The organism is Rothia sp. HMSC061C12 (assembly GCF_001815755.1).
GTDB lineage: Bacteria > Actinomycetota > Actinomycetes > Actinomycetales > Micrococcaceae > Rothia > Rothia mucilaginosa.
Genome location: NZ_KV821868.1, coordinates 12,173 through 31,389, shown reverse-complemented (window position 1 = coordinate 31,389; position 19,217 = coordinate 12,173). Strand labels below are relative to the sequence as shown.

General features: G+C 60.5%; 13 protein-coding genes. 4 read left to right on the top strand and 9 right to left on the bottom strand.

All coding sequences use genetic code 11. From position 1 onward, the window contains the following. Positions 1-98: 98 nt before the first annotated feature. Positions 99-1,406: a M18 family aminopeptidase gene (locus HMPREF3055_RS06190; RefSeq protein ID WP_049341167.1), complete on the bottom strand. Its 1,308-nt coding sequence runs from the start codon at positions 1,404-1,406 to the stop codon at positions 99-101. Between the two features lie 144 nt (positions 1,407-1,550). Continuing rightward, complete coding sequence (locus HMPREF3055_RS06185; protein ID WP_012904303.1) at positions 1,551-2,531, bottom strand: CPBP family intramembrane glutamic endopeptidase; 981 nt, start codon at positions 2,529-2,531, stop codon at positions 1,551-1,553. A 242-nt stretch (positions 2,532-2,773) separates the two neighbouring features. Here HMPREF3055_RS06185 and HMPREF3055_RS06180 point away from each other — a divergent pair, with 242 nt between their 5' ends. Next, complete coding sequence (locus tag HMPREF3055_RS06180; protein WP_070738572.1) at positions 2,774-4,882, top strand: hypothetical protein; 2,109 nt, start codon at positions 2,774-2,776, stop codon at positions 4,880-4,882. 153 nt (positions 4,883-5,035) lie between these two features. On the opposite strand, the gene HMPREF3055_RS06175 is transcribed toward HMPREF3055_RS06180, so the two are convergent. After that, on the bottom strand, positions 5,036-6,571 hold the full coding sequence (locus tag HMPREF3055_RS06175) for a glycosyltransferase 87 family protein (RefSeq protein ID WP_070738570.1): 1,536 nt from the start codon (positions 6,569-6,571) through the stop codon (positions 5,036-5,038). Then, on the bottom strand, positions 6,568-7,956 hold the full coding sequence (locus HMPREF3055_RS06170; protein ID WP_070738568.1) for a glycosyltransferase family 87 protein: 1,389 nt from the start codon (positions 7,954-7,956) through the stop codon (positions 6,568-6,570). Before HMPREF3055_RS06170 ends, HMPREF3055_RS06175 begins: the two co-directional genes overlap by 4 nt. A 330-nt stretch (positions 7,957-8,286) precedes the next feature. On the opposite strand from HMPREF3055_RS06170, the gene HMPREF3055_RS06165 reads away from it, so the two are divergent. Further along, a complete protein-coding gene (locus HMPREF3055_RS06165) occupies positions 8,287-11,181 on the top strand; it encodes a multicopper oxidase domain-containing protein (protein WP_070738566.1) in 2,895 nt (964 codons plus the stop codon). A 289-nt stretch (positions 11,182-11,470) separates the two neighbouring features. Continuing rightward, positions 11,471-12,355, top strand: coding sequence for a lytic transglycosylase domain-containing protein (locus tag HMPREF3055_RS09510; RefSeq protein WP_012904310.1), 885 nt, complete (start codon positions 11,471-11,473; stop codon positions 12,353-12,355). Positions 12,356-12,545: 190 nt separating this feature from the next. Here the strand turns inward: HMPREF3055_RS09510 and HMPREF3055_RS06155 are convergent, their stop codons facing one another. Together HMPREF3055_RS06155 and HMPREF3055_RS09415 are read right to left on the bottom strand one after the other, a co-directional pair. After that, on the bottom strand, positions 12,546-13,757 hold the full coding sequence (locus HMPREF3055_RS06155; RefSeq protein WP_049327433.1) for a cytochrome P450: 1,212 nt from the start codon (positions 13,755-13,757) through the stop codon (positions 12,546-12,548). Positions 13,758-13,977: 220 nt separating this feature from the next. Beyond that, positions 13,978-14,127 (bottom strand): type II toxin-antitoxin system RelE family toxin, encoded by a 150-nt coding sequence (locus tag HMPREF3055_RS09415; protein ID WP_239664826.1) that lies wholly within the window; start codon positions 14,125-14,127, stop codon positions 13,978-13,980. A gap of 48 nt (positions 14,128-14,175) precedes the next feature. On the opposite strand from HMPREF3055_RS09415, the gene HMPREF3055_RS06150 reads away from it, so the two are divergent. Then, a complete protein-coding gene (locus tag HMPREF3055_RS06150; RefSeq protein ID WP_005509047.1) occupies positions 14,176-14,457 on the top strand; it encodes a type II toxin-antitoxin system prevent-host-death family antitoxin in 282 nt (93 codons plus the stop codon). Between the two features lie 84 nt (positions 14,458-14,541). Here the strand turns inward: HMPREF3055_RS06150 and HMPREF3055_RS06145 are convergent, their stop codons facing one another. The 3 genes from HMPREF3055_RS06145 to HMPREF3055_RS06135 all read right to left on the bottom strand — a co-directional run bounded on the left by HMPREF3055_RS06145 (position 14,542) and on the right by HMPREF3055_RS06135 (position 18,855). Continuing rightward, positions 14,542-15,984, bottom strand: a complete 1,443-nt coding sequence (locus HMPREF3055_RS06145) for a sugar porter family MFS transporter (RefSeq protein WP_070738564.1) — start codon at positions 15,982-15,984, stop codon at positions 14,542-14,544. A gap of 222 nt (positions 15,985-16,206) precedes the next feature. Then, positions 16,207-17,208 (bottom strand): aldo/keto reductase, encoded by a 1,002-nt coding sequence (locus HMPREF3055_RS06140; protein ID WP_049338317.1) that lies wholly within the window; start codon positions 17,206-17,208, stop codon positions 16,207-16,209. Between the two features lie 36 nt (positions 17,209-17,244). Then, on the bottom strand, positions 17,245-18,855 hold the full coding sequence (locus HMPREF3055_RS06135) for an ATP-binding cassette domain-containing protein (protein WP_246826906.1): 1,611 nt from the start codon (positions 18,853-18,855) through the stop codon (positions 17,245-17,247). Positions 18,856-19,217: the final 362 nt, after the last annotated feature.

Below are 19,217 nucleotides of genomic sequence, written 5' to 3'. Positions count from 1 at the left end.
CCCCCCCCCCCCGAAAAATTTTTAAAAAATAAGGGCGCCGGGAACCTTACGTTCCCGGCGCCCACTTCCCAGCTGTTCAAACCTCAGCGGGGTTCAATTTAGAGGCGGAAGAAGCCCTCTACCGCGCGCGTCATGTACGCCATATCGTCCACATGGCACATCTCGCGCATCGAATGCATCGACAGCAAACCAATACCCACATCCACGGTGCGCATACCCAAACGAGTCGCCGTAATCGGGCCAATCGTCGAACCACACGGCATATTGTTATTCGACACGAACTCCTGATACGGCACACCAGCCTTCGCGCACGCCGCCGCAAACACGCCAGCACCCACCGAATCCGTCGCATAACGCTGGTTCGCATTAATCTTCAACAGCGGGCCACCACCGGGCAGCGGCTGCACGGTCGGGTCGTGGTGACCCTGATAGTTCGGGTGCACCAGGTGACCGGCATCAGCCGACAGGCAGAACGATGCCGCCACCGAACGGCGGTACTCCTCCGTGCTCTCACCGCGCGCAGCGGACAGGCGCACCAAAATATCCTCCAGGAACGGGCCAGCCGCACCACTACGTGACTCCGAACCAAGCTCCTCATGGTCAAACGCCGCAAGCATCACAGTCTCGGTGGCGTGCTCATCCGCGTTATCGGCAACGTAACGCTCCAGGGCGGTCAAACCCGCATGCACCGAAGACAGGTTATCCAGGCGACCGGAAGCGAACAGCTCCTGATCCGCACCAAAACGGCGCGGCGGCTGCGAATCAGCGAACAGCAGGTCGTAACCCACAATGCTTTCCGGGTCGACCGGCTCGCCGTCAATCACGTGCTTCGCCATGTAGCCGAGCACGTCATTCTCTGCCGGGTCCACACCCCACACGGGGTACATGTTGAACTGCTTGTCCAGCACCAGTTCGTTGCGCTTGTGGTCCAGGTGCGGTGCCAGCTGCGGGATGCGCGCAATCGCGCCGGTGCGCACCAGGCGGTCCTTCAGCTCCCCGCCCTCAAGGACGGTGAGGCGGCCCGCCACGCACAGCTCGCGGTCCAGGAAGGAGTTCAGCAGTGCACCACCGTAATTCTCCACGGCAATCTGGTGCCAGCCCTTCGTGGTGATGGAGGAGGAAGGCTTGACCTTCAGGGAGGGCGAGTCGGTGTGCGCACCCAGCACGCGGTAGCCGCTTGCCTTCTGCGCCTTCGCGCCGCCAGCCCAGGCGATAATCGCGCCGTCACGGACGACGAAGTGACGGCCGGTTGCGATCTGCGGGTCCCATGCTTCGGTCTCTACAAGCTCGGTGAAGCCTGCTGCTTGCAGGCGGCGCGCTACCGTGCGCGCGGCGAGGTAAGAGACCGGCGACTCCGCCACGAATGCGGCGAGGTCTTCAATATTTTTTACAGCATCAACAGTCATGGTTTAACCCTACCTTTTCTTGGGTGTTGACGGGGTGACCGGGGCGGGTAGTCCACGCGGCGTGGAGTATGAGCCCTGGTGAGGCTCGAATGGAGCGGGGTGGGCGGGCTGGGGCAGCTGGGCTAAAGCAACCCACCAAATAGCCTATTTATCAACCTTGAGCGGTTGTGTTTCACGTGAAACCTCGCCGCGGCGAGCGCGCGCGTTGAAGATCAGGCAGGCGAGCACCACGTACACGCCTTCCAGCGCGATGCCCTGCAGTGCATCCACGGGGGTCACACCCTCGGAGGCGAACGGATCCAGACCAGCCACCATGGACAGCAGCATCAGGATCACGTTATTTGCCACGTGCAGGCTGATGGAGGCCTCCAGACCGCCGGTGTACCAGCAGAGGAAACCCGCGTAAATACCCATCGCGAGAATCGTGCTCTGACCCCAGGGGTCGTAGGCGTGGGAGAGCATGAACAGCACGGCGGGCAGCACAATCGGCAGCCAGGGGGTGCGGAGCCAGCGGCCCAGCATCTGCATCATGAAGCCGCGGTAGGCGAGCTCTTCGGCGTAGCACTGCACGGGCACTAGGAGCAGCATCATCGCCACATAAACCCAAAATTCAACCTGTGGAGGTTGAAAATAGCGGTATTCGGGCAGGCTCTCACCGCTCAACGCCAGCATCACGGCGTAGTAGATGCCGTAGACAGCGAAGCTCAAACCCAGGTACGGAAGCAGTAGCGAGCGGCGCAGACGACCCGCCACCGAATGGATCAGACCCCAGGGCTTCGGACCCACGACCAGGCGTGCCAGAAAGAGCGAAGGCACAATCGCGATAAGGGAGAGGAACGTCAGCGCGAACAGCGCCGGGTGTTCCATAATGACGGCGCGGTTCGTAGCTACATCCTGGAGGGAAAGTCCCGAACCCATAATCGTCGCAGCCAGGGCAACTGAAATGATCAGGTTGAGGCCAATAAATACGGCGACACCGAGCAGACCTTCCAGCAGGGGTGAGAACCAGCGGGATTTCGGGTCGGCGTGGGAGAGACGGTGGTAGGCAAGACCTGCAACAGGCGCAGGAGCAGCGGGGGTTCCGGCGGCTACCTGCGGGGGTGCGGGAGGCGGTGTAGTGTTCATTCTTTAATCCTAGCCTCCGCGGGGTCGATGGTGACCGGGCATACGGAAACCTTCAAGTGCCGATTGATACGGAATGTTCCAAAACCATTGAAAAAGCCGTGAATAAGGCTAAAAACCTACCATTCACGGGGTTCATTTTCTGAACCTATGCCATAATTTGTAGCGATAATACGCTCATATACATAGTCGCTGATGACCGCTCTTCCGGGGTGTTTTTTCAGCACCAGAAAGGCTGCTTTCTTATGGCACTCGTCTTCAATCCGCCGCCCAACTGGCCCGCTCCTCCTGCTGGATGGGCCCCCACTCCTACGTGGCGCCCCGACCCCGCGTGGGGTCCCGTTCCTGAAGGCTGGCAGCTGTGGGTCGAGGAGCCCGAGCCCGAACCCATTCAGGTTGAAGAGGCTACTATTGAGCCGCTGATTCCCGAGGAGCCCGCTGCTGAGGCGGCTCCCGCTGAGCAGGTTGCTGAGCCCGTAGTTGCTGAGCAGCCCGCCGAGGTTGCAGCACCGCTGACCGTTGAGGACGTTGACCTGGAGCAGCTCGCCGCTGAGCTCGAAGGTGAGCAGGTCGTCGAGGTTCCGGAGGTGGCTGCACCCCAGGCTGAGGCACCCCACGTTGAGGCACAGCAGGTAGAGGCACCCGCGGCTGAGTCCGTTCAGGAGTCCGCTGAGGAGTCCTCCGAGCCCAAGCCGATGCGTCACCTGACTCAGGTTCCGCTGACCGGCACCGCTCTGCCCGAGCAGGTTCTGACCCCGCAAGCTTCCGTTGAAGAGACTGCGGCTGAAAAGACTGTGGCTGAAGCTCCCGCACCTGAGCAGGTTGCTTCCGAGCAGCCCGTTGAGGCGCACGTTGTTGAGGCTCCGGTTGCAGAGCCCGCTGTTTCCGAGCCCGCCGCTTCTGAGCCGGTCGTTTCCGAACCTGTTGCAGAGCCCGTTGTTGTTGAGCCCGTCGCCGAGGTTGCCCCCGAGGCACCGGCGGCAGCTGAACCGGTCGCTGAGGCTCCCGCAACGGAGGCTCCCGCCTCCACCGAAGAGGCTCCCCACACCATCGAGAGCTCCCCGCTCGTTGAGTTCCACACCCCCGAGACCGAGCGCACCGTCAACCTGTCCGAGCGTACCGTGAACCTCTCGGAACAGCCCGGTCAGAACATGCAGCCCGGCCAGAACGCACAGTTCATCCCGGCAGGTCAGGCACCGAACGGCTTCCAGCCGAACCAGGCTGAAGGTTTCCAGGGTGAGGGCTTCCAGGGCCAGAACTTCCAGGGTGGCCAGTACCAGGGCCAGGGTTTCCAGGGTCAGGGCTTCCAGGACGGCCAGAACGTGCAGGGCGGTCAGTACCAGAACAACCCCTACCAGGGTCAGCCGTACAACGCTCAGCAGCCCTACGCAGGTCAGGTGTCCGATCAGGACCAGGCAACCGTGGCACTGAGCAACCCCTACGTCACCGAGCCCGCAGGTCAGGGCGAGGACGACTCCGAGAAGAAGGGTCTGTTCTCCGGCACCAAGATTTGGGGTGTTATCGGTGGTGCGCTGGCTCTGCTGATTGTTATCATCCTGGCGATTGTCATGCTGATTCCGCGTGGCGGCTCGAACCCCACCTCCGATTCTGCGGCAGCATCGAGCGCGGCGGCTACTTCCGCTGAGGCGTCCTCCGTGGCGGCATCCTCTGAGGCTTCTTCCGCAGCGCCCGCATCTGAGAGCGCGGCAGCAGGTACTTCCGCTTCTTCAGCAGCACCCATCGCTGCTGCTGAAGCGAAGATGCCCGAGGGTGAGTTCAAGGAATACAAGAAGACCGTCGCCGACAACAAGGACACCATCGACATTGAGAAGATCAAGGGCGATGTGTCCGCAGGCCTGCTCTACTACGAGTTCAAGCCCGCAGACGGTGTGGTCAACGCCTTCATCACCAGCCGTGACGATAAGGGCAACATCGCCTCGGGTGTGAGCGTTATCGACTCCACCCGCGACGGCAAGGAGCTCAAGGGCACCGCGTGGATTGACGCGAGCGGCCACTCCACCCCCACCCGCAAGCTGGAGCTGACCGGTAAGGGCGAGTGGACCATCCGCGTCTACGACGCAGACTCCGCACCCCACTACAAGAAGGGTGAGAAGTTCCAGAGCACCATGAACTTCTACGCTTTCACCTACGAAGGCACCGAGGCAACCATGGAGTTCCAGACCAGCGGCCCGACCACCCGCGGCTTCACCGTTCTGAACGCGACCAAGAACGACCCGTTCTTCTCCTCGACCATTCCGACCGTGAAGAGCAGCATGCAGTGGGTTCAGAGCAACAAGAGCTACATGCAGGTTCGTACCGACTCCAACATTACTTGGAGCATCGGCACTAACTAACAGCGTGACTGACTAGGTCAGTAGGCTGGGTATAAAAGTATCCCCCGCATCCGTGATGGGTGCGGGGGATACTTTTATACCCGGTGAAAGCTGTGCACCTGCTGGATGCGCCCGCCGCCGTGAGCAGGCAGCAACCGTGAGCGGGCGGTTTCTTTAGCGGGAGTACTTCGCCTCCGCCAGTTCGGCGCCCGCGGCGTGTGCTGCACGCTCCACCAGCTGACGATTCGCCAGGTACACAAAAAACGTCACCAGAATAAACAGGTACATCAGCTGGTACGGCATGGTGCCAGCCATCAGGCCCAGGGAGCCTTCCGGCACCATCAGAATCTGATCCGCGTTGAAGTGCGGGGAGAACGCCAGCACAATCCAGAACGGCGAAATGTACATGCCCACCAGCGCCGCAGTCGCCAAGATAACAGCCAGCGTGAAGACGAAGGAACTGACCCGCTGGTACATGAGCGGGAAGATTTCCATGACCACGGCGGCGAGCATCAGCGGGTACCAGGTGTTGTGGTGCGACCAGCTAATCGGCGAAATCTGCAGCATCATGAACGCGGTCAGCGCCAGCTGCGCCATGAGTGCGCGGGCACGAATCAGCGGAACCAACAGAACCGCCGTGACCAGCACAATCAGCAGAGTCAACGCCACCTGCACCACCGACAGGGCGGTAGCCGTCAGGTGATGCTGCAGGCCCGCATGGGTCAGCGTACCCATAATCGACACGTTATCGAAGTAGCTGAACCAGCCCACACGCGAAGTGTCATGCACCGCATGGAACCAGAACGTCAGCGACTCCTCACGGATCACCAGGAAGCCGATACCCACGGTCGCGGCGAAGCTAGCACCCAGGGTCGCAATGCCCTTCCAGTCCTTACGCATGAGCAGCAGCAGACCGAACGCGAGCGGGGTCAGCTTAATACCCGCCGCAATACCCAGCAGCACACCGCGCGGAACGCGGGTTGCCGGGCGCATAAAATCAGCGAGAATCAGCGCCAGAATGATGGCGTTAATCTGCCCAAAATGCGTGGTCAAACGCCACGGGCCGCACATCCAAATCAGCGCCGCAATCAGCGACACCATGCCCCAATGACCCAGGTGCTTCTGCAACGGCAGACGCCACGAGCGGCTACGCGCGTAGGAGTACAGCAGGTACGCGCACCAGTAGCTGAGCGCGCAAATAATGGCGGTAATCAGCAGCATGCTCTGCGGCTCGGTGAGGAACGCGAGCGGGTAGAAGAGCAGCGCCGCAAACGGCGGGTAGGTAAACGGCAGACCGCGCGTGCGGAAAGTGTACAGCTGGTAGCCGTCCGGGCCGTCCGCCAGGGAGACAGCGCCCAGGCGGTACACGTAAATATCGTCAGCCGCCGCGTGCGTCACGTAGTCGAAGGCGTAGAAGGCAACCAGGATGAACAGCAGGTGCGCCCAGAGAGCACCGCTGCGCATGCCGGGGATGCGGTCAAAGAAGCTGCGACGCGCAGGCTTAGCGAGCTCCTTGGCGGTTTCTTCGGCGGCGGCTTCCTTTGCCGCTTTTTCCGCGGTGGCTGCAGAGGATGCGGCTACCTCTGCGGCGGGCTCAGCGCTCTCAACAGCCGGTTCCGCAACCGGTGCAGTAGTAGAGCCAGCCGAAGCCCATGGGATTATAGGCGCTACCGCCTCGGCGTTCTTCTCACGATTCTTCTCGCGGCTCACGCGGTTGCCTCACGAGAAGCAGCGGCACGCACAGACTGGGCGCTCTCGGACACCAGGGCGCGAGCGCCCCACCAGCCCAGAGGCGCATCGCTACGCACGGAACCGTACTGCACGGGCTCAACCTTCGCACCACGCACCGGCGCGCTCAGAGCGGCAACAGACCAGAGCGTCATCGTCGCCCACAGGCAGAACGCGGGAATAGCCGAAACCGCCAACGCGCCCGGAGCCAGCTGTTCCAAACCATCAGCGCTACCGTGGAACCAGGACGCAATCCTAATCGGCGACAGGTACAGGCCCAACACCGCAACCACCGCGAACACGGTCGCTGTCACCCGCAGCCACGCCGGCTGAACCGCAAAATAGGTCGGGAACGCGTCCATGATGAACACGGCAGCCAGCAGGGGCAGCAGCACGTTGTGGTGCGACCAGCTAATCGGCGACAGCGCCACCATCAAGGAGGCGGTCACCGCCACCTGCGCCAGCGCGGCACCGCGGCGTTCCAGCTGGTACAGCAGTGCGGCGGTCAGCACGATCGTGACCAGCGCCAGGGCGTAGTAGACCGGCTTCACGGCGCTCTCAGAAAGACCGAAGTGCAGCAGCCAACCCTGAATCGAGACGTTATCCACAAAGTTCAGGCCACCCACACGCGAGGGGTTCGTCAGCGCAGAGAACCAGAACTCCGGCGCATCCTTAGGCATCAGAATGAAACCCAGCGCAATGGTGCCGAAGAACGTCGCACCCAGGGTCGCAATGCCCTTCCAGTCGCGGCGGACCAGCAGAATCAGACCAAACACGAGCGGGGTCAGCTTCACGCCGCCCGCAATACCAATCAGCACGCCGCGCGGCACGCGGGTTGCCGGGCGCACAAAATCGGCAAGAATCAGCGCCGTAATGAACGGGTTAATCTGAATCAGGTCCAGGGTGCGCTGCCACGGGCCCGCCGCCACCACCAGAATGGTCAGCACCGCAATCGTGCCGGCACGACCAAAGTACTGCTGCAGGGGCAGTTCGCGGCCGCGCGCATTCACGTAGTTGTAAATAATCGTGGAAATCCACCACGCCACCACAGCCGAACCGACCACCATAATGACCATGCCGACTTCCAGGGGCATAAACGCGAAGGGCAAGAACAGCATCGCCGCGAACGGCGGGTACGTGAACGGCGGCTTGATGACGCCGTGATCGTTCAGGGTCGGGGAGTATAGGTCCTGGGTAAAGCCCTCGTTATCGAAAATGGTCATTGCGCCCAGACGGTAGATGGAAAAGTCCATACCGGAGAAGGGGTTGGTGAGCATTTTGATGACGTATCCACCGCCAACAATGAGGATGAGTGCCACAATAGCGATTTTTCCCCAGATGGGGGTGGTGGAGTCAGTCCTTGTCACGAGGTGCTTGTCCTTACCTTGGTGCCGGCGGATGCGCGCGTAGGGTGGGCGGGCATCTGATTTTGGAATCCTAATAGTTTATCGCGCGCACCTGTGAAGGATGCATTGGGGAGAAGAATCACAGAGGGAGATTCGCAGGGGAAGAATCACTTGAGCACGCAAGCACAACTATCACGATATGAGCCGCCTTCATATGCACGTCATGTCTTCAAAATTGGTACTATCCGGGCAATATAATGGGCTTATTGGCACCCGCCCCAACGCAGGGGCAAGCGGTGCCGACCCGCACACCGACGTCCACGAACAACCAGCAGTGAAAGCAGTGATCACGTGAGTGAACATCTCGGCACCCCACCCGAAGGTGAGAACACGAGCGGCAAGCCCGCAAGCGTCTCCGGAGGCGGCTCCTCCGGCCTGAGCATTGGCGCGCGCCCGGCTGATGTGCCCGGCGCGAACCTCACCCCCGAAGAGATTGCACGCCGCGCATCCGGTCGCGGTACGTGGCATCGTCGCGCCTCCAAGCCGGTCTCGCACTGGATGTTCACCCTTATCGCCGTGCTTCTGCTGCATAAGCTCATCCCAAATAGCGGCTGGCTGATGGTGCACATTATCACCCTCGGCCTGATTACGAACTCGATTCTGATTTGGTCTCAGCATTTCACTGAGGCACTCATGAAAATCAAGATTCCTGACGAGCACCGCGGAACCCAGGTGCGCCGCATCTTCATTCTGAACGCCGGTATTCTCGTGCTCATGATCGGCATGGTCGGTCAGCTGAGCGTGCCCGGCCTCTACGCCGCCACGGTGGTGGGCGCCCTCATTGTCGGTTCGATGGTCGCCTGGCACGGTATCTACCTGCTGAAGCAGGTGCGTCAGGCTCTGCCGTCGCGGTTCGGTGTGACCATTCGCTTCTACATTGTTGCGGCGCTGCTGCTGCCCCTCGGTGCGGCGTTTGGCGGCATGATTGCCTACCCGAACCTGTCCGGCACCCTGCATTCGCAGTTCCTGCTCGCGCACGAGGCAGTGAACGTGCTCGGCTTCGTCGGTATTACCGCGGTGGGTACGCTGGTGACGTTCTGGCCGACCATGCTGCGCACCAAGATGGTGGATAAGGCGCTCACCCACAGTCTGCGCGCCCTGTACCTGATGTGCGGTGGCTTAGCGTTGACCGTTGTCGGCGCGATTTTAGGGATGCGTCCGCTCGCCGCAGCCGGCCTGGTCGTCTACCTGGTTGCCCTGCTGATTGTCGCCTGGGTGATGGTGCGTACCCTGCGCACCAAGCGCCCGAACGAGTACCCGCCCATGAGCGTGGGTATGGGCTTCCTCTGGCTGATTGTTGGTGTAGCAGCGACCGCCTACCTGGTGGCGACCGTCCCCTTCGCGCAGCTGGACATGCGCGCCGTGACCCCCATCTTTGTGGTCGGCTTCCTGCTGCAGCTGCTGCTCGGCGCGATGAGCTACCTGCTCCCGCAGCGTATGGGCGGTGGCCCTGCGGTGGTGCGCGCCTCCAACAAGGAGTTCAGCCGTTTTGCTGCTGCCCGCGTGACCGCCGTGAACCTGGCGCTGCTCATCTTCATGATGCCCAGCTCCATGGTGGGCCAGTCCATTAAGATTGCCGTCGCTATCGTGGGTGCGTTGGCGCTCATGGCGTTCATTCCGCTGATGGTGCGCGGCGTGAAGGCGTCCGTGAATACCCGCAAGGAAATGATGGCAGCACGCGCCCGCGGCGAGAAGCCCGTCTTCAACCAGGAGGCGCTCACCCCGGAGCCCGTCCCGCATGCCAAGCAGAGCTTCCAGGCGGCGTTGGCGGTTGCCATGGCGTTCCTGCTGGGCTTCGCCGTGAACCCGTCCGCGCTGAACCTGCCGTCGTTCTCCTCGGCAGGTTCCGTGGCTGCAACCGGTCAGACCACCACCGTGCAGGTGAAGGCGACCAGCAACTACCGTTTCACCCCCGCCGAGGTGGAGGTCCCCGCAGGTAACCGCCTGGTCGTCGAGGTCACCAACGACGACCAGAGCATGACCCACGACCTGACCTTCGACAACGGCGCAACCACCGGCACCATCAACCCCGGCGAAACGAAAACCGTCGACGCCGGCATCATCAGCGCCGACCAGGAAGCCTACTGCTCCGTAGCGGGCCACCGCTCCCTGGGCATGGTGTTCAAGGTGAAGGCGACCGGCGCCTCCGCAAACCAGGTGGCGCAGGGCGGCCACAACCACGGTTCTACAGGCACCCACAACCACGCCGCGTCGGGTAGCACCCCGACCCTCATGACCGTTGCGAACAGCAGGATTGACATGTCCGCAGCGCCCGGCAGCGGCTACAAGTACCGCGACCCGAACATCCCGGCACCGAACACCGCCACGCAGGTGAACGGCAAGACCGTCCGCAAGGTCACCCTGGAAGTTGAGGAAGTCGACCGCGAGGTGGCGCCCGGCGTGACCGTTCACATGTGGACGTTCAACGGGCAGAACATGGCACCGATTCTGCGCGGCAAGGTCGGCGATATTTTTGAAATTACACTCATCAATAACGGCACGATGGGCCACTCGCTGGACTTCCACGCGGGCATGGTGTCCCCCGATAACACGATGAAGACCATCGCCCCCGGTGAGCGTCTCGTCTACCGTTTTGAGGCGAAGGGTGCCGGTATCTGGCTGTACCACTGCGGCACCGCCCCGCTGAGCCTGCACATGACCCAGGGCATGTACGGCGCGGTCATCATTGACCCGGCGGACCTTGACCCGGTCGATCACGAGTACGTGATGGTTCAGGGCGAGGCGTACCTGCACGACACCGGCAAGACCGCCTCCGACGGCAACAAGCTGGCGGAGAACTCGCCGGAGCTGATCGCGGCGGGCACCCCCACGCTGACCATGTTCAACGGCCACGCAACCCAGTACAAGGCGAAGCCTCTGCATGTGAAGAAGGGCGAGCGTATCCGTGTTTGGGTGATGGCGGCTGGCCCGAACCATGGCACGAGCTTCCACGTGGTCGGTTCGCAATTCGACACCGTCTACAAGGAGGGCGGCTACCTGATGCGCCGCGGTGCGGATGCGTTCGGCAGCCGTGACGGCCACAGCCAGGCACTCGATTTGGCGCCCGCTCAGGGCGGCTTCGTGGAGATGCAGTTCTTGGAGTCTGGCACCTACGTGTTCGTGAATCACTCCTTCTCGGAGATGGAGCGCGGTGCCGCCGGCAAGATCGTGGTCACTGATCGCTAGTAGTGGCTACCCGCTAAACCCTCACGCTAGGCGCTTCTAGCGCCCCGTGAGAGGTAGACCCCGCCCGGTGCATCCTGTGAATGGATGCGCCGGGCGGGGTCTTTCTGCGCTGTCTTGCTGTGCCGCCTTTCTGCCCCGCACAGGCTCCTACAGAGCCGATACAGAGCCAGCCCAGAGCCCCTGCACACGCCCCGGCAGGAGCCTGCACGCGCATCGGCGAACTATGCTTTTAGCCTCATGGGCGAACTTTTCTTAGCCAGGAGCGGGCATGGTGCGCTAGTCTATAGGAATGGCAGATAGCACTTCGAGCGCCTCTTCCGAGCGCAGCGCTACGGGCGCCAACAACCACACCCCCGCTTCGGCGGACGCACAGACTTCTCCTCGGCAGCGTAAAGCTTTCCCGCTTCGCTTTCTCGCCGGGGTTCTTGCGCATTGGCAGATTATTGCCTCTGCGGTTCTTTTGGGTGGCGGTGTTGCCGGTTTGGCAGCCACCTACGACGACTATTGCGGCATGACGGAGCTTTCGTATGCTCCGGCGGCTCTCCGCTCCGATTTTGAGGAGGGCTCTAAGGTGTCTGGTTTCCGTCCCGGCGTGCTGGCGGCGCAGATTGAGACCGAGAGCCACTGGCGTGTGGGCGTTGAGTCCCACCAGGGCGCTAAGGGTATTGCACAGTTCACTGATGACGCGTGGAGCGGCGGCCACTACAGCTTCGGCAATGGCGGTAATGTTCTGAACCCGCACGATGCGATTGCGGCGCAGGCACGCTACTTGGCTGAGTTGCGTACTCGTTTGGCGAAGTACGCCTCCAATGAGGATGAGCTACAGGATGTGGTTCTCGCCGGTTATAACGCGGGCCCGGGTTCCGTGGAGAAGTACGGCGGTGTTCCCCCGTATGAGGAGACTCAGAATTATGTGAAGTCGATTCGCGAGCTGGCGAATTCGAAGTATAAGCTGACCTGCTCTCCCGAGTACCAGTTCAAGCAGGCGAAGTTGAGCTTCGTTAATGGTGTGACTCCGGCGATGGCTGGTGTTCATGCGGACGGTACAGCTCTGTCCCCGGAGGAGTCGGCATCGGCTGCGGCGGAGGCTTCTGCGAGTGCTTCGGCTCGTGCATCTGCGAGCGGTTCTGCAGGTTCTTCGGTGAAGCCTTCGACAACGAGTTCCGGCCGCTAGATTTAGCTTTATTGAGTATTCCACCAGGCTATATAGCCGTCTGGGAATATTCCGTTTTATCTATAGTGAGCGGCTGATACCGGCCGCCACTACCCTACTATTCACTCTTATATTTACTCTTAACAGCGCGAGGCGCCGACCCCCATTCTCAGGGGTTCGGCGCCTCGCACTTTTTAGAGCTGGAGCGTGCCTAGTTGAAGATGGCGCGCACGACCGAGTAGCCGGAGACCGGGTACACGGCGTTCACGGTTGCGGGCTTCTCGCTCTCGTCCGCGATCTCAATGGACTCGGTGCCGCGCAGCAGCTCCTCGAGCAGGATGCGCAGTTCCAGGCGTGCCAGGGGCGCGCCGGGGCAGACGTGGATGCCGTCGCCGTACACGAGGTTGCGGGACTGGTCGCGGTGCGGGTTGTAGGTGAGGGCGTCTTCGAAGGCGTCCTCGTCGCGGTTGGCGCTTGCCCAGTTGATGGTCACGCGGGAGCCGGCGGGCAGGGTGCGGCCGCCGAGTTCGGTGTCCTGGGTGGTGATGCGGCGGTTGGTGACGAGGGTGTCTTCGAGTCGCATAATTTCTTCGACGGCGAGGGCGATTTCGCTGCGGTCATCGAGTGCGTTGCCGTCGGCGAGGGATGCGCGCAGGCGGTCCTGCTCGGCGCGGTTGCGTGCCAGGAAGTTGACGAATACGCCTACGGTTGCGGAGACGGTGGACAGCTCGCCCACGGTCCAGTTGCGGATGAGGCTGACGATTTCTTCGTCGGTCATGGTGCGGGGTTCTTCGCCGGGCAGCTGCACGGTGTCGGTGAGCAGTTCGGCGGTGACGTCCTTGGGGTTGCCGGCGGCAGCGTCCTCGCGGCGTTCGTCGAGCAGCTGACGGATGTAGCCGTCAAATTCGAGGGCGACCTTAGCGATTTCTTCGCGGTCGCGGCGTAGGGTGGCGACGCGGTTCTTTTCGATCCATTCGGTGAGGGGCTGTTCGAGGCATGCGGGCCAGCCCATGAAGGCGTTCTGCACACGCATTGCGTATGCCTGACCGAAGCCCTGCATGACGTCTACTTCTTCGCCGCGGGGCAGTTCTGCGATGAGGGCCTTCACGGCGTCGCGGATGACGGGTGCGAACTTTTCGAGGCGTTCGGGGGTGAAGTACTTGTCGTTGACGGCGCGGAAGGTGGTGTGTTCGGGTGCGTCCATGCCGTTGGGGACGGCGATGTGGCGGGTGGAGACGACGTTGGAGTAGATTTCGGGGTGGTCGAGTACGTGCTGTACGTCGGCGTTTTTGAAGACGGAGTAGCCCATGAATTCGTCGTGGGCGACGGGGCAGCGGCGGCGCATTGCGTCGTAGGCAGCTACCTGGTCCTTCTGGACCTCTTCGCTTCGGAGGTCCCAGTCGTTGTGTACGTTCTCAGTCATTGTTCACCCGTGTTCGTTATAGAGTTGTGGCGTGCTGGATGCGGGCGTCCGGGCGATGCGTATGGGGCAGGGTCGGGCGTGCATTTCAGCACGTGTAGCCATTACTTGTTCTTTGACCGTATCACTTATGGGTTGGTGGCGCAGGGTAGGGGTTCCTTGCTTCTCATTCAACGAACAGTGCGGTCGCGGCAGCACTACAACCCATCACGCCGCATTCACTCTACAGGCCACGATAGACTTCTCGCCGATGACCAACTCGGAAGACCTCAACAACAACCGCACCGTTATCAATGGTGTACAGAATGCGGTAATTCCCTACTCGTGCCCTGTACCCTTCTTCGCACTGCGGCCCCTTGAATAGAACCTGCACAGGAACTATCCTCGGAGCTAACGGACAAACCCCAGAAAGGAACCAGTCATGACTGTCACCACTCACCGGACTCGTTCCAATGTCACGACTCTTAAAGAACTCCGCGACAACCTCGGAACCAAAGTCAACGAGGCAGTGTTCTCCGGCGAACGCCCCCTCATCAGCCGCAATGGTAAGACTGTTGCCGCGCTCATCTCCTACGAAGATTTGAAGCTACTTGAAGAGTACGAAGAGCTCCTCGACATTGAGGCTCTTCGCAAGGCACGCGCCGAAGATGACGGCTACCGCATCGGCCTCGACGAGTTCCTTGCAGAGAACCCTGCAGACTAATCTCTCAGCACATATTGCGAGGCGGGCGGCACCTCCACCGGGGAGGGGCCGCCCGCCTCATTTATACCTAAAAACCCGCCGGGTCTAGTGCTTGCCTGCGGAGGGGTAGATGCTACCGTCCATCACGCCGCGCTCCACCTGCTCCAGGCTCACACCGCGAGTCTCCGGCAGGTTACGGAACATCAGCAGCGCAATAATCACGTTCACCACGGCAAAGCCGATGAAGGAACCGGTCAGACCGACCGCACCCAGAATCACGGGGAACGCCAGCGACAGCACACCGTTCATCATCCAGCCGCTAAACGCCGAAATACCCATACCCGCCGCACGCACACGCAGCGGGAACAGCTCACTCATAATCACCCACGTGGACACGTTCAGGCAGGTCTGCATCGCGCCCACAAAGCAGACGATGAGCACCAGCAGAATCCAGGGGCGCGCCGCATTATCGGCGGGCAGCAGCATGGATGCGCCCGCAATCAGCACGTGGAAAAACGCGGTCGAACTATAGCCGGTAATCACCATGACGCGGCGCGGCACACGCTCCATCAGGCGCAGCGACAGGATCGAGCCGAGCACCGCAATCGTACCCGGCGCAATGTTCGCGATGAGCGCCGCGGATTCGCTGAAACCGGCTTCCTTGAGCACCTTAATGCCGTAGTACATGATCGAGTTGATGCCGGTCAGCTGCTGGCCCGCGCCGACCAGAATACCGACGAGCAGGATGCGCACGAACCAGCCGCGCACGCCCACGCTTTCCTTACCCGCCGCGTTGTTCTGGGTGGTCGCCTCCGCCTGCAGGGTGCGCTCAATATCGGCAATTTCGGCCTCGGCACGTTCGGCGGAGCGGATGCGCTTCATCACCTCAAGCGCCTGCTCACGCTTGCCAACGCGCAGCAGCCAGCGCGGCGACTCGGGCACACGCAGCATACCTACGAACAGGCCGATGGCGGGCAGGGTGCAGATGGCGAACATCCAGCGCCACACGCCGTCGTGCTCGCCCCACAGGTTGCCAATGAGGGCGTTCACGATGAACGCGGCAAGCTGACCGCCCACGACCATGAGCTCGTTGCGGCCGGAGAGGGAGCCTCGAATTTCGTAGGGTGCGAGCTCTGCGAGGAACACGGGCACTACGGCGGAGGCGCCACCGACCGCCAGGCCGAGCAGGGTGCGTCCGGTGATGAGCACGGCGACGTTGGGTGCGAAGACGCACGCCAGGGCGCCGAAGAAGAAGATGGTGGACAACCCAATGATGGTGGTTCGGCGGCCGAACCGGTCAGAGATGCGGCCGCATCCGAGCGCGCCAATAGCGGCGGCGAAAGCGAGCGATCCGGTGACCCAGCCTTGGGCGGTGGAATCCATGCCGAGTTCGCGGCTCATGGGTTCGAGCGCGCCGTTGATTACTCCGGTGTCGTAGCCGAAGAGCAGACCGCCGAAGGTGGCGATGAGTGCGATGATGCCGAGGTATCGACTGTGCTTCCCGGTGCCCAGAGGGGGCAGGGTGGAGGCGGTGCTCTGTGCGCTCATGGTGTCCTTTATGCCGAGGGGTTAGGTGAGATTACACCGACATTGGTGGTTCTTCAGCACTGTCAGTGGGCTAGGTGAGGTGCGTCAGGTTAGACGCACCTCACCTAATCCTAGCGAAAACGTTCGGCGGGTGATATTTATTTCTCACCACGGACATTTTTCAGCGTATATTACGGCCGACATATGCGACCGCCTGAGTGCCCCTTTGAGAGGGAGCCGGAGTTAGAACAGCGCGATTTTCTCGGGTGCCGGGAAGATGGCGTCCAGGGCGGCGAGGTCCTCAGCGTCGAAGCGCAGGCATGCCGCCTGTGCGTTGGCGCGCACCTGCTCTGCGCTGGTCGCACCGGCAATGACGGAGGTGACCGGCGACTGCTGTGCGAGCCAGGAGAACGCCGCCTGCACCTCGGTAATGCCGCGCTCGGTGCAGAAGCTGTGGAAGGCTTCGAGCTGGTCCCAGTTGGCGGCGTCGAGCACGTTCTTCTTGGAGTGGGACAGGCGCGAACCGGCGGGAATATTGTCGCGGCGGTACTTGCCGGTCAGCAGGCCGTTAGCGAGCGGGAAGTACGGCAGCACACCCATGCCGAAGTGCCGTGCGGCGGGCAGGATTTCGAGTTCTGCGCGGCGGTCGAGCAGGTTGTAGTGGTTTTCAGCGACTATGAACCGTTCGGTGCCGAGTTCGTGGGCGCAGTGTTCGGCGTGGGCGAGCTGCCAGCCGGAGAAGTTGGAGTGGCCCAGGTAGCGGACTTTGCCGTCGCGTACGAGCTGGTCGAGGGCGCTGAGGGTTTCTTCGATGGGGGTGTTGGGGTCGGGGCTGTGGTAGAAGTACAGGTCGATGTAGTCGGTGCCGAGGCGGCGGAGGGACCCTTCGACGGCGCGCATGATGTAGCGGCGGGATCCGCGGGCGTTGCGGTCGTTGCCGTTGAGGTCGCCGACGGGCAGACCGAATTTGGTGACGATGGTCAGTTCGTCGCGGTCGAGGCCGAGCTGGGTGAGGGCGGTGCCGAACATGGTTTCTGAGAGGCCGGGTTCGGCGCCGTAGAGGTCGGCGATGTCGAAGAAGCTGATGCCGGCGTCGACTGCGGCGGCGATGACTTCGTTGGTGCCTTCTTGGGTGCGGGTGGGGGTGCCGGGGCGGCCGAGGTTGTTGCAGCCGATGCCGACGCTGGGTACGACGAGGCCGGAGTTGCCGAGCCTGCGGTAGACGGGAGATTCAATACGTTCCATGCTTTTAACTCTACGTTGTGCGGGTATGTTACGAGGTTATTTCTCCTCCAGTTGGGAGGCGAAGAGCTTCCTGAAGCGTGATGTGGGGTCGGTCGTTAGGTCCCGGTAGGTTCCTTGCTCCACCACACACCCACCATCCAACACCACCACAGAATCAACACCACGCAACGTCCACGCACGATGAGACACCAACACCACCAAACGCCCAGCAGCAGCCACCTTCAACCGAGCAAAAATCTCCTCCTCAGTCTCAGCATCCACAGCACTGGTCGGCTCATCCAACACCCACACCGGCGCATCCCGAAGAACCACACGCGCCAACGCCAAACGCTGCCACTGACCACCCGAAAGACCAACACCACCAAACGACTCACCCAACTGAGCATCCAAACCACCCTCAAGACCACGCACAAAATCATCAGCACAAGCCACCGACAAAGCCGACCACAAATCAGCATCACCAAGACGCTCAACCGCCGCCTGCGGCAAACCCAGCAGGAGATTTTCACGCACAGTCAGTTCATAGCGGCCGTAGTCTTGACTCACCAAACCAACATTCGCCAACATGTTGTATTTACTCTCAGAAGAAGCACCCTTATACGTTATGCTCCCCTGGGCAATTGGTGTAATTCCAAGAATTGCATTTATTAGCGTTGTTTTTCCCGCGCCCGAGGCACCAACTACTGCAATCATTTGATTATTCATCAGCTCAAGATTAATATCTTTAAGCGCAAAAGACGACGCGCCCTCATACTGAACGGATACATCTTTGCATATAATTTTTGAAATATTTTCATGGTTAGGGTTAGAAGTTTTTATCTCAGAAGCATGGTCGTAAGTATCAGAGTCGCATACCCTTCGGAATTGCTGAACAGATAATGCTCCATTAATAATCTGACCAAATGAATATCCCACCTCTTGGGTCGCGTCAACACAGGCAATGATTCCAATCAGCGATCCGGCCACATACGATATATCGGCGCCTGAATCCACAAGGAAGTACAGGGACGCAAAAAGTAAGACAGAGCAGAGTAGCCCTGCAACTACGGAGATGATTCCTCTAACACTTTCAAGGCTCAATTCCCTACCGGCTGCCCGGCGTCGCCAGGACGCTACGCGTTGCGAGAAAAATCGGGAGCCTCTCATGAGGTGAAGTTCTTGGGCTCGACTCTGAGCCATCAGATTGTCTAGATAGTAGTTCTCTGCCCGATAATCCTCGTACATTAGGGTGTAGATAGCGTAATCACGTTTAGCGAGAATCACCATTGCAATGGCTAGGGGCAATGAACACAGTGCCGCAAAAATTGCTGCCACAATGCTGACGTTCGCGATATTAAGACAGAGAAGTAACACCATTGCGAAGGCACTCACCAGTGTCATAACTGACATGGTGTGAACCTGCAATTCCTGTTTCGATATTGCCTCTCTAGCAGCACGTATATCTTCCTGTGATTTTGTGCTACCTATATCAGATAACGGAAATGTAGATAACCTGTTATTTAACATGCAGTGAACCCGATAATTCACCTTTGATTTGAGGATTAGCATGTTACTTATTACCCAGCGTTGGGCAATAATATTAATTCCAACGACAAGGGCAAGAGCAACGATATAAATCCAGGCCGCGCCACCATTTGAACCGCTCAAGGCTGATACTGTATTACCGATTAGCAAGGATTGGCTCAGGGGAATGCAGGCTATAACGGCTAGTGATAGGGCGGCGCTCACTAGGGTCCCAGGACAGGTTTTCCAGGCTAGGCGGAAAGACCAGAGTATAGAAGAAAATAGCTTTTTCATTCTCACCACGCTCACAAAATCATATTGAACTCATCTTTGAGTCCTGAAACTCCTCGATGAGCGGACATCAAAACACTACCCGTGCCTTATTAGTTACCCTACCCCTCAATGAAATGTAAAACACACATATCCGTGCGTGTCCAAGAATATTAAGCGAACGTATCTGCGATAGTGCCGGGCATTCAGGGGTCAGCCGACAGCCCTACCCGCAA

Coding starts and splice junctions, on each gene's coding strand:
- HMPREF3055_RS06190 (WP_049341167.1), bottom strand. CDS start 1,406: ATGACTGTTGATGCTGTAAAAAATATTGAAGACCTCGCCGCATTCGTG.
- HMPREF3055_RS06185 (WP_012904303.1), bottom strand. CDS start 2,531: ATGAACACTACACCGCCTCCCGCACCCCCGCAGGTAGCCGCCGGAACC.
- HMPREF3055_RS06180 (WP_070738572.1), top strand. CDS start 2,774: ATGGCACTCGTCTTCAATCCGCCGCCCAACTGGCCCGCTCCTCCTGCT.
- HMPREF3055_RS09510 (WP_012904310.1), top strand. CDS start 11,471: ATGGCAGATAGCACTTCGAGCGCCTCTTCCGAGCGCAGCGCTACGGGC.
- HMPREF3055_RS06155 (WP_049327433.1), bottom strand. CDS start 13,757: ATGACTGAGAACGTACACAACGACTGGGACCTCCGAAGCGAAGAGGTC.
- HMPREF3055_RS06150 (WP_005509047.1), top strand. CDS start 14,176: ATGACTGTCACCACTCACCGGACTCGTTCCAATGTCACGACTCTTAAA.
- HMPREF3055_RS06145 (WP_070738564.1), bottom strand. CDS start 15,984: ATGAGCGCACAGAGCACCGCCTCCACCCTGCCCCCTCTGGGCACCGGG.
- HMPREF3055_RS06140 (WP_049338317.1), bottom strand. CDS start 17,208: ATGGAACGTATTGAATCTCCCGTCTACCGCAGGCTCGGCAACTCCGGC.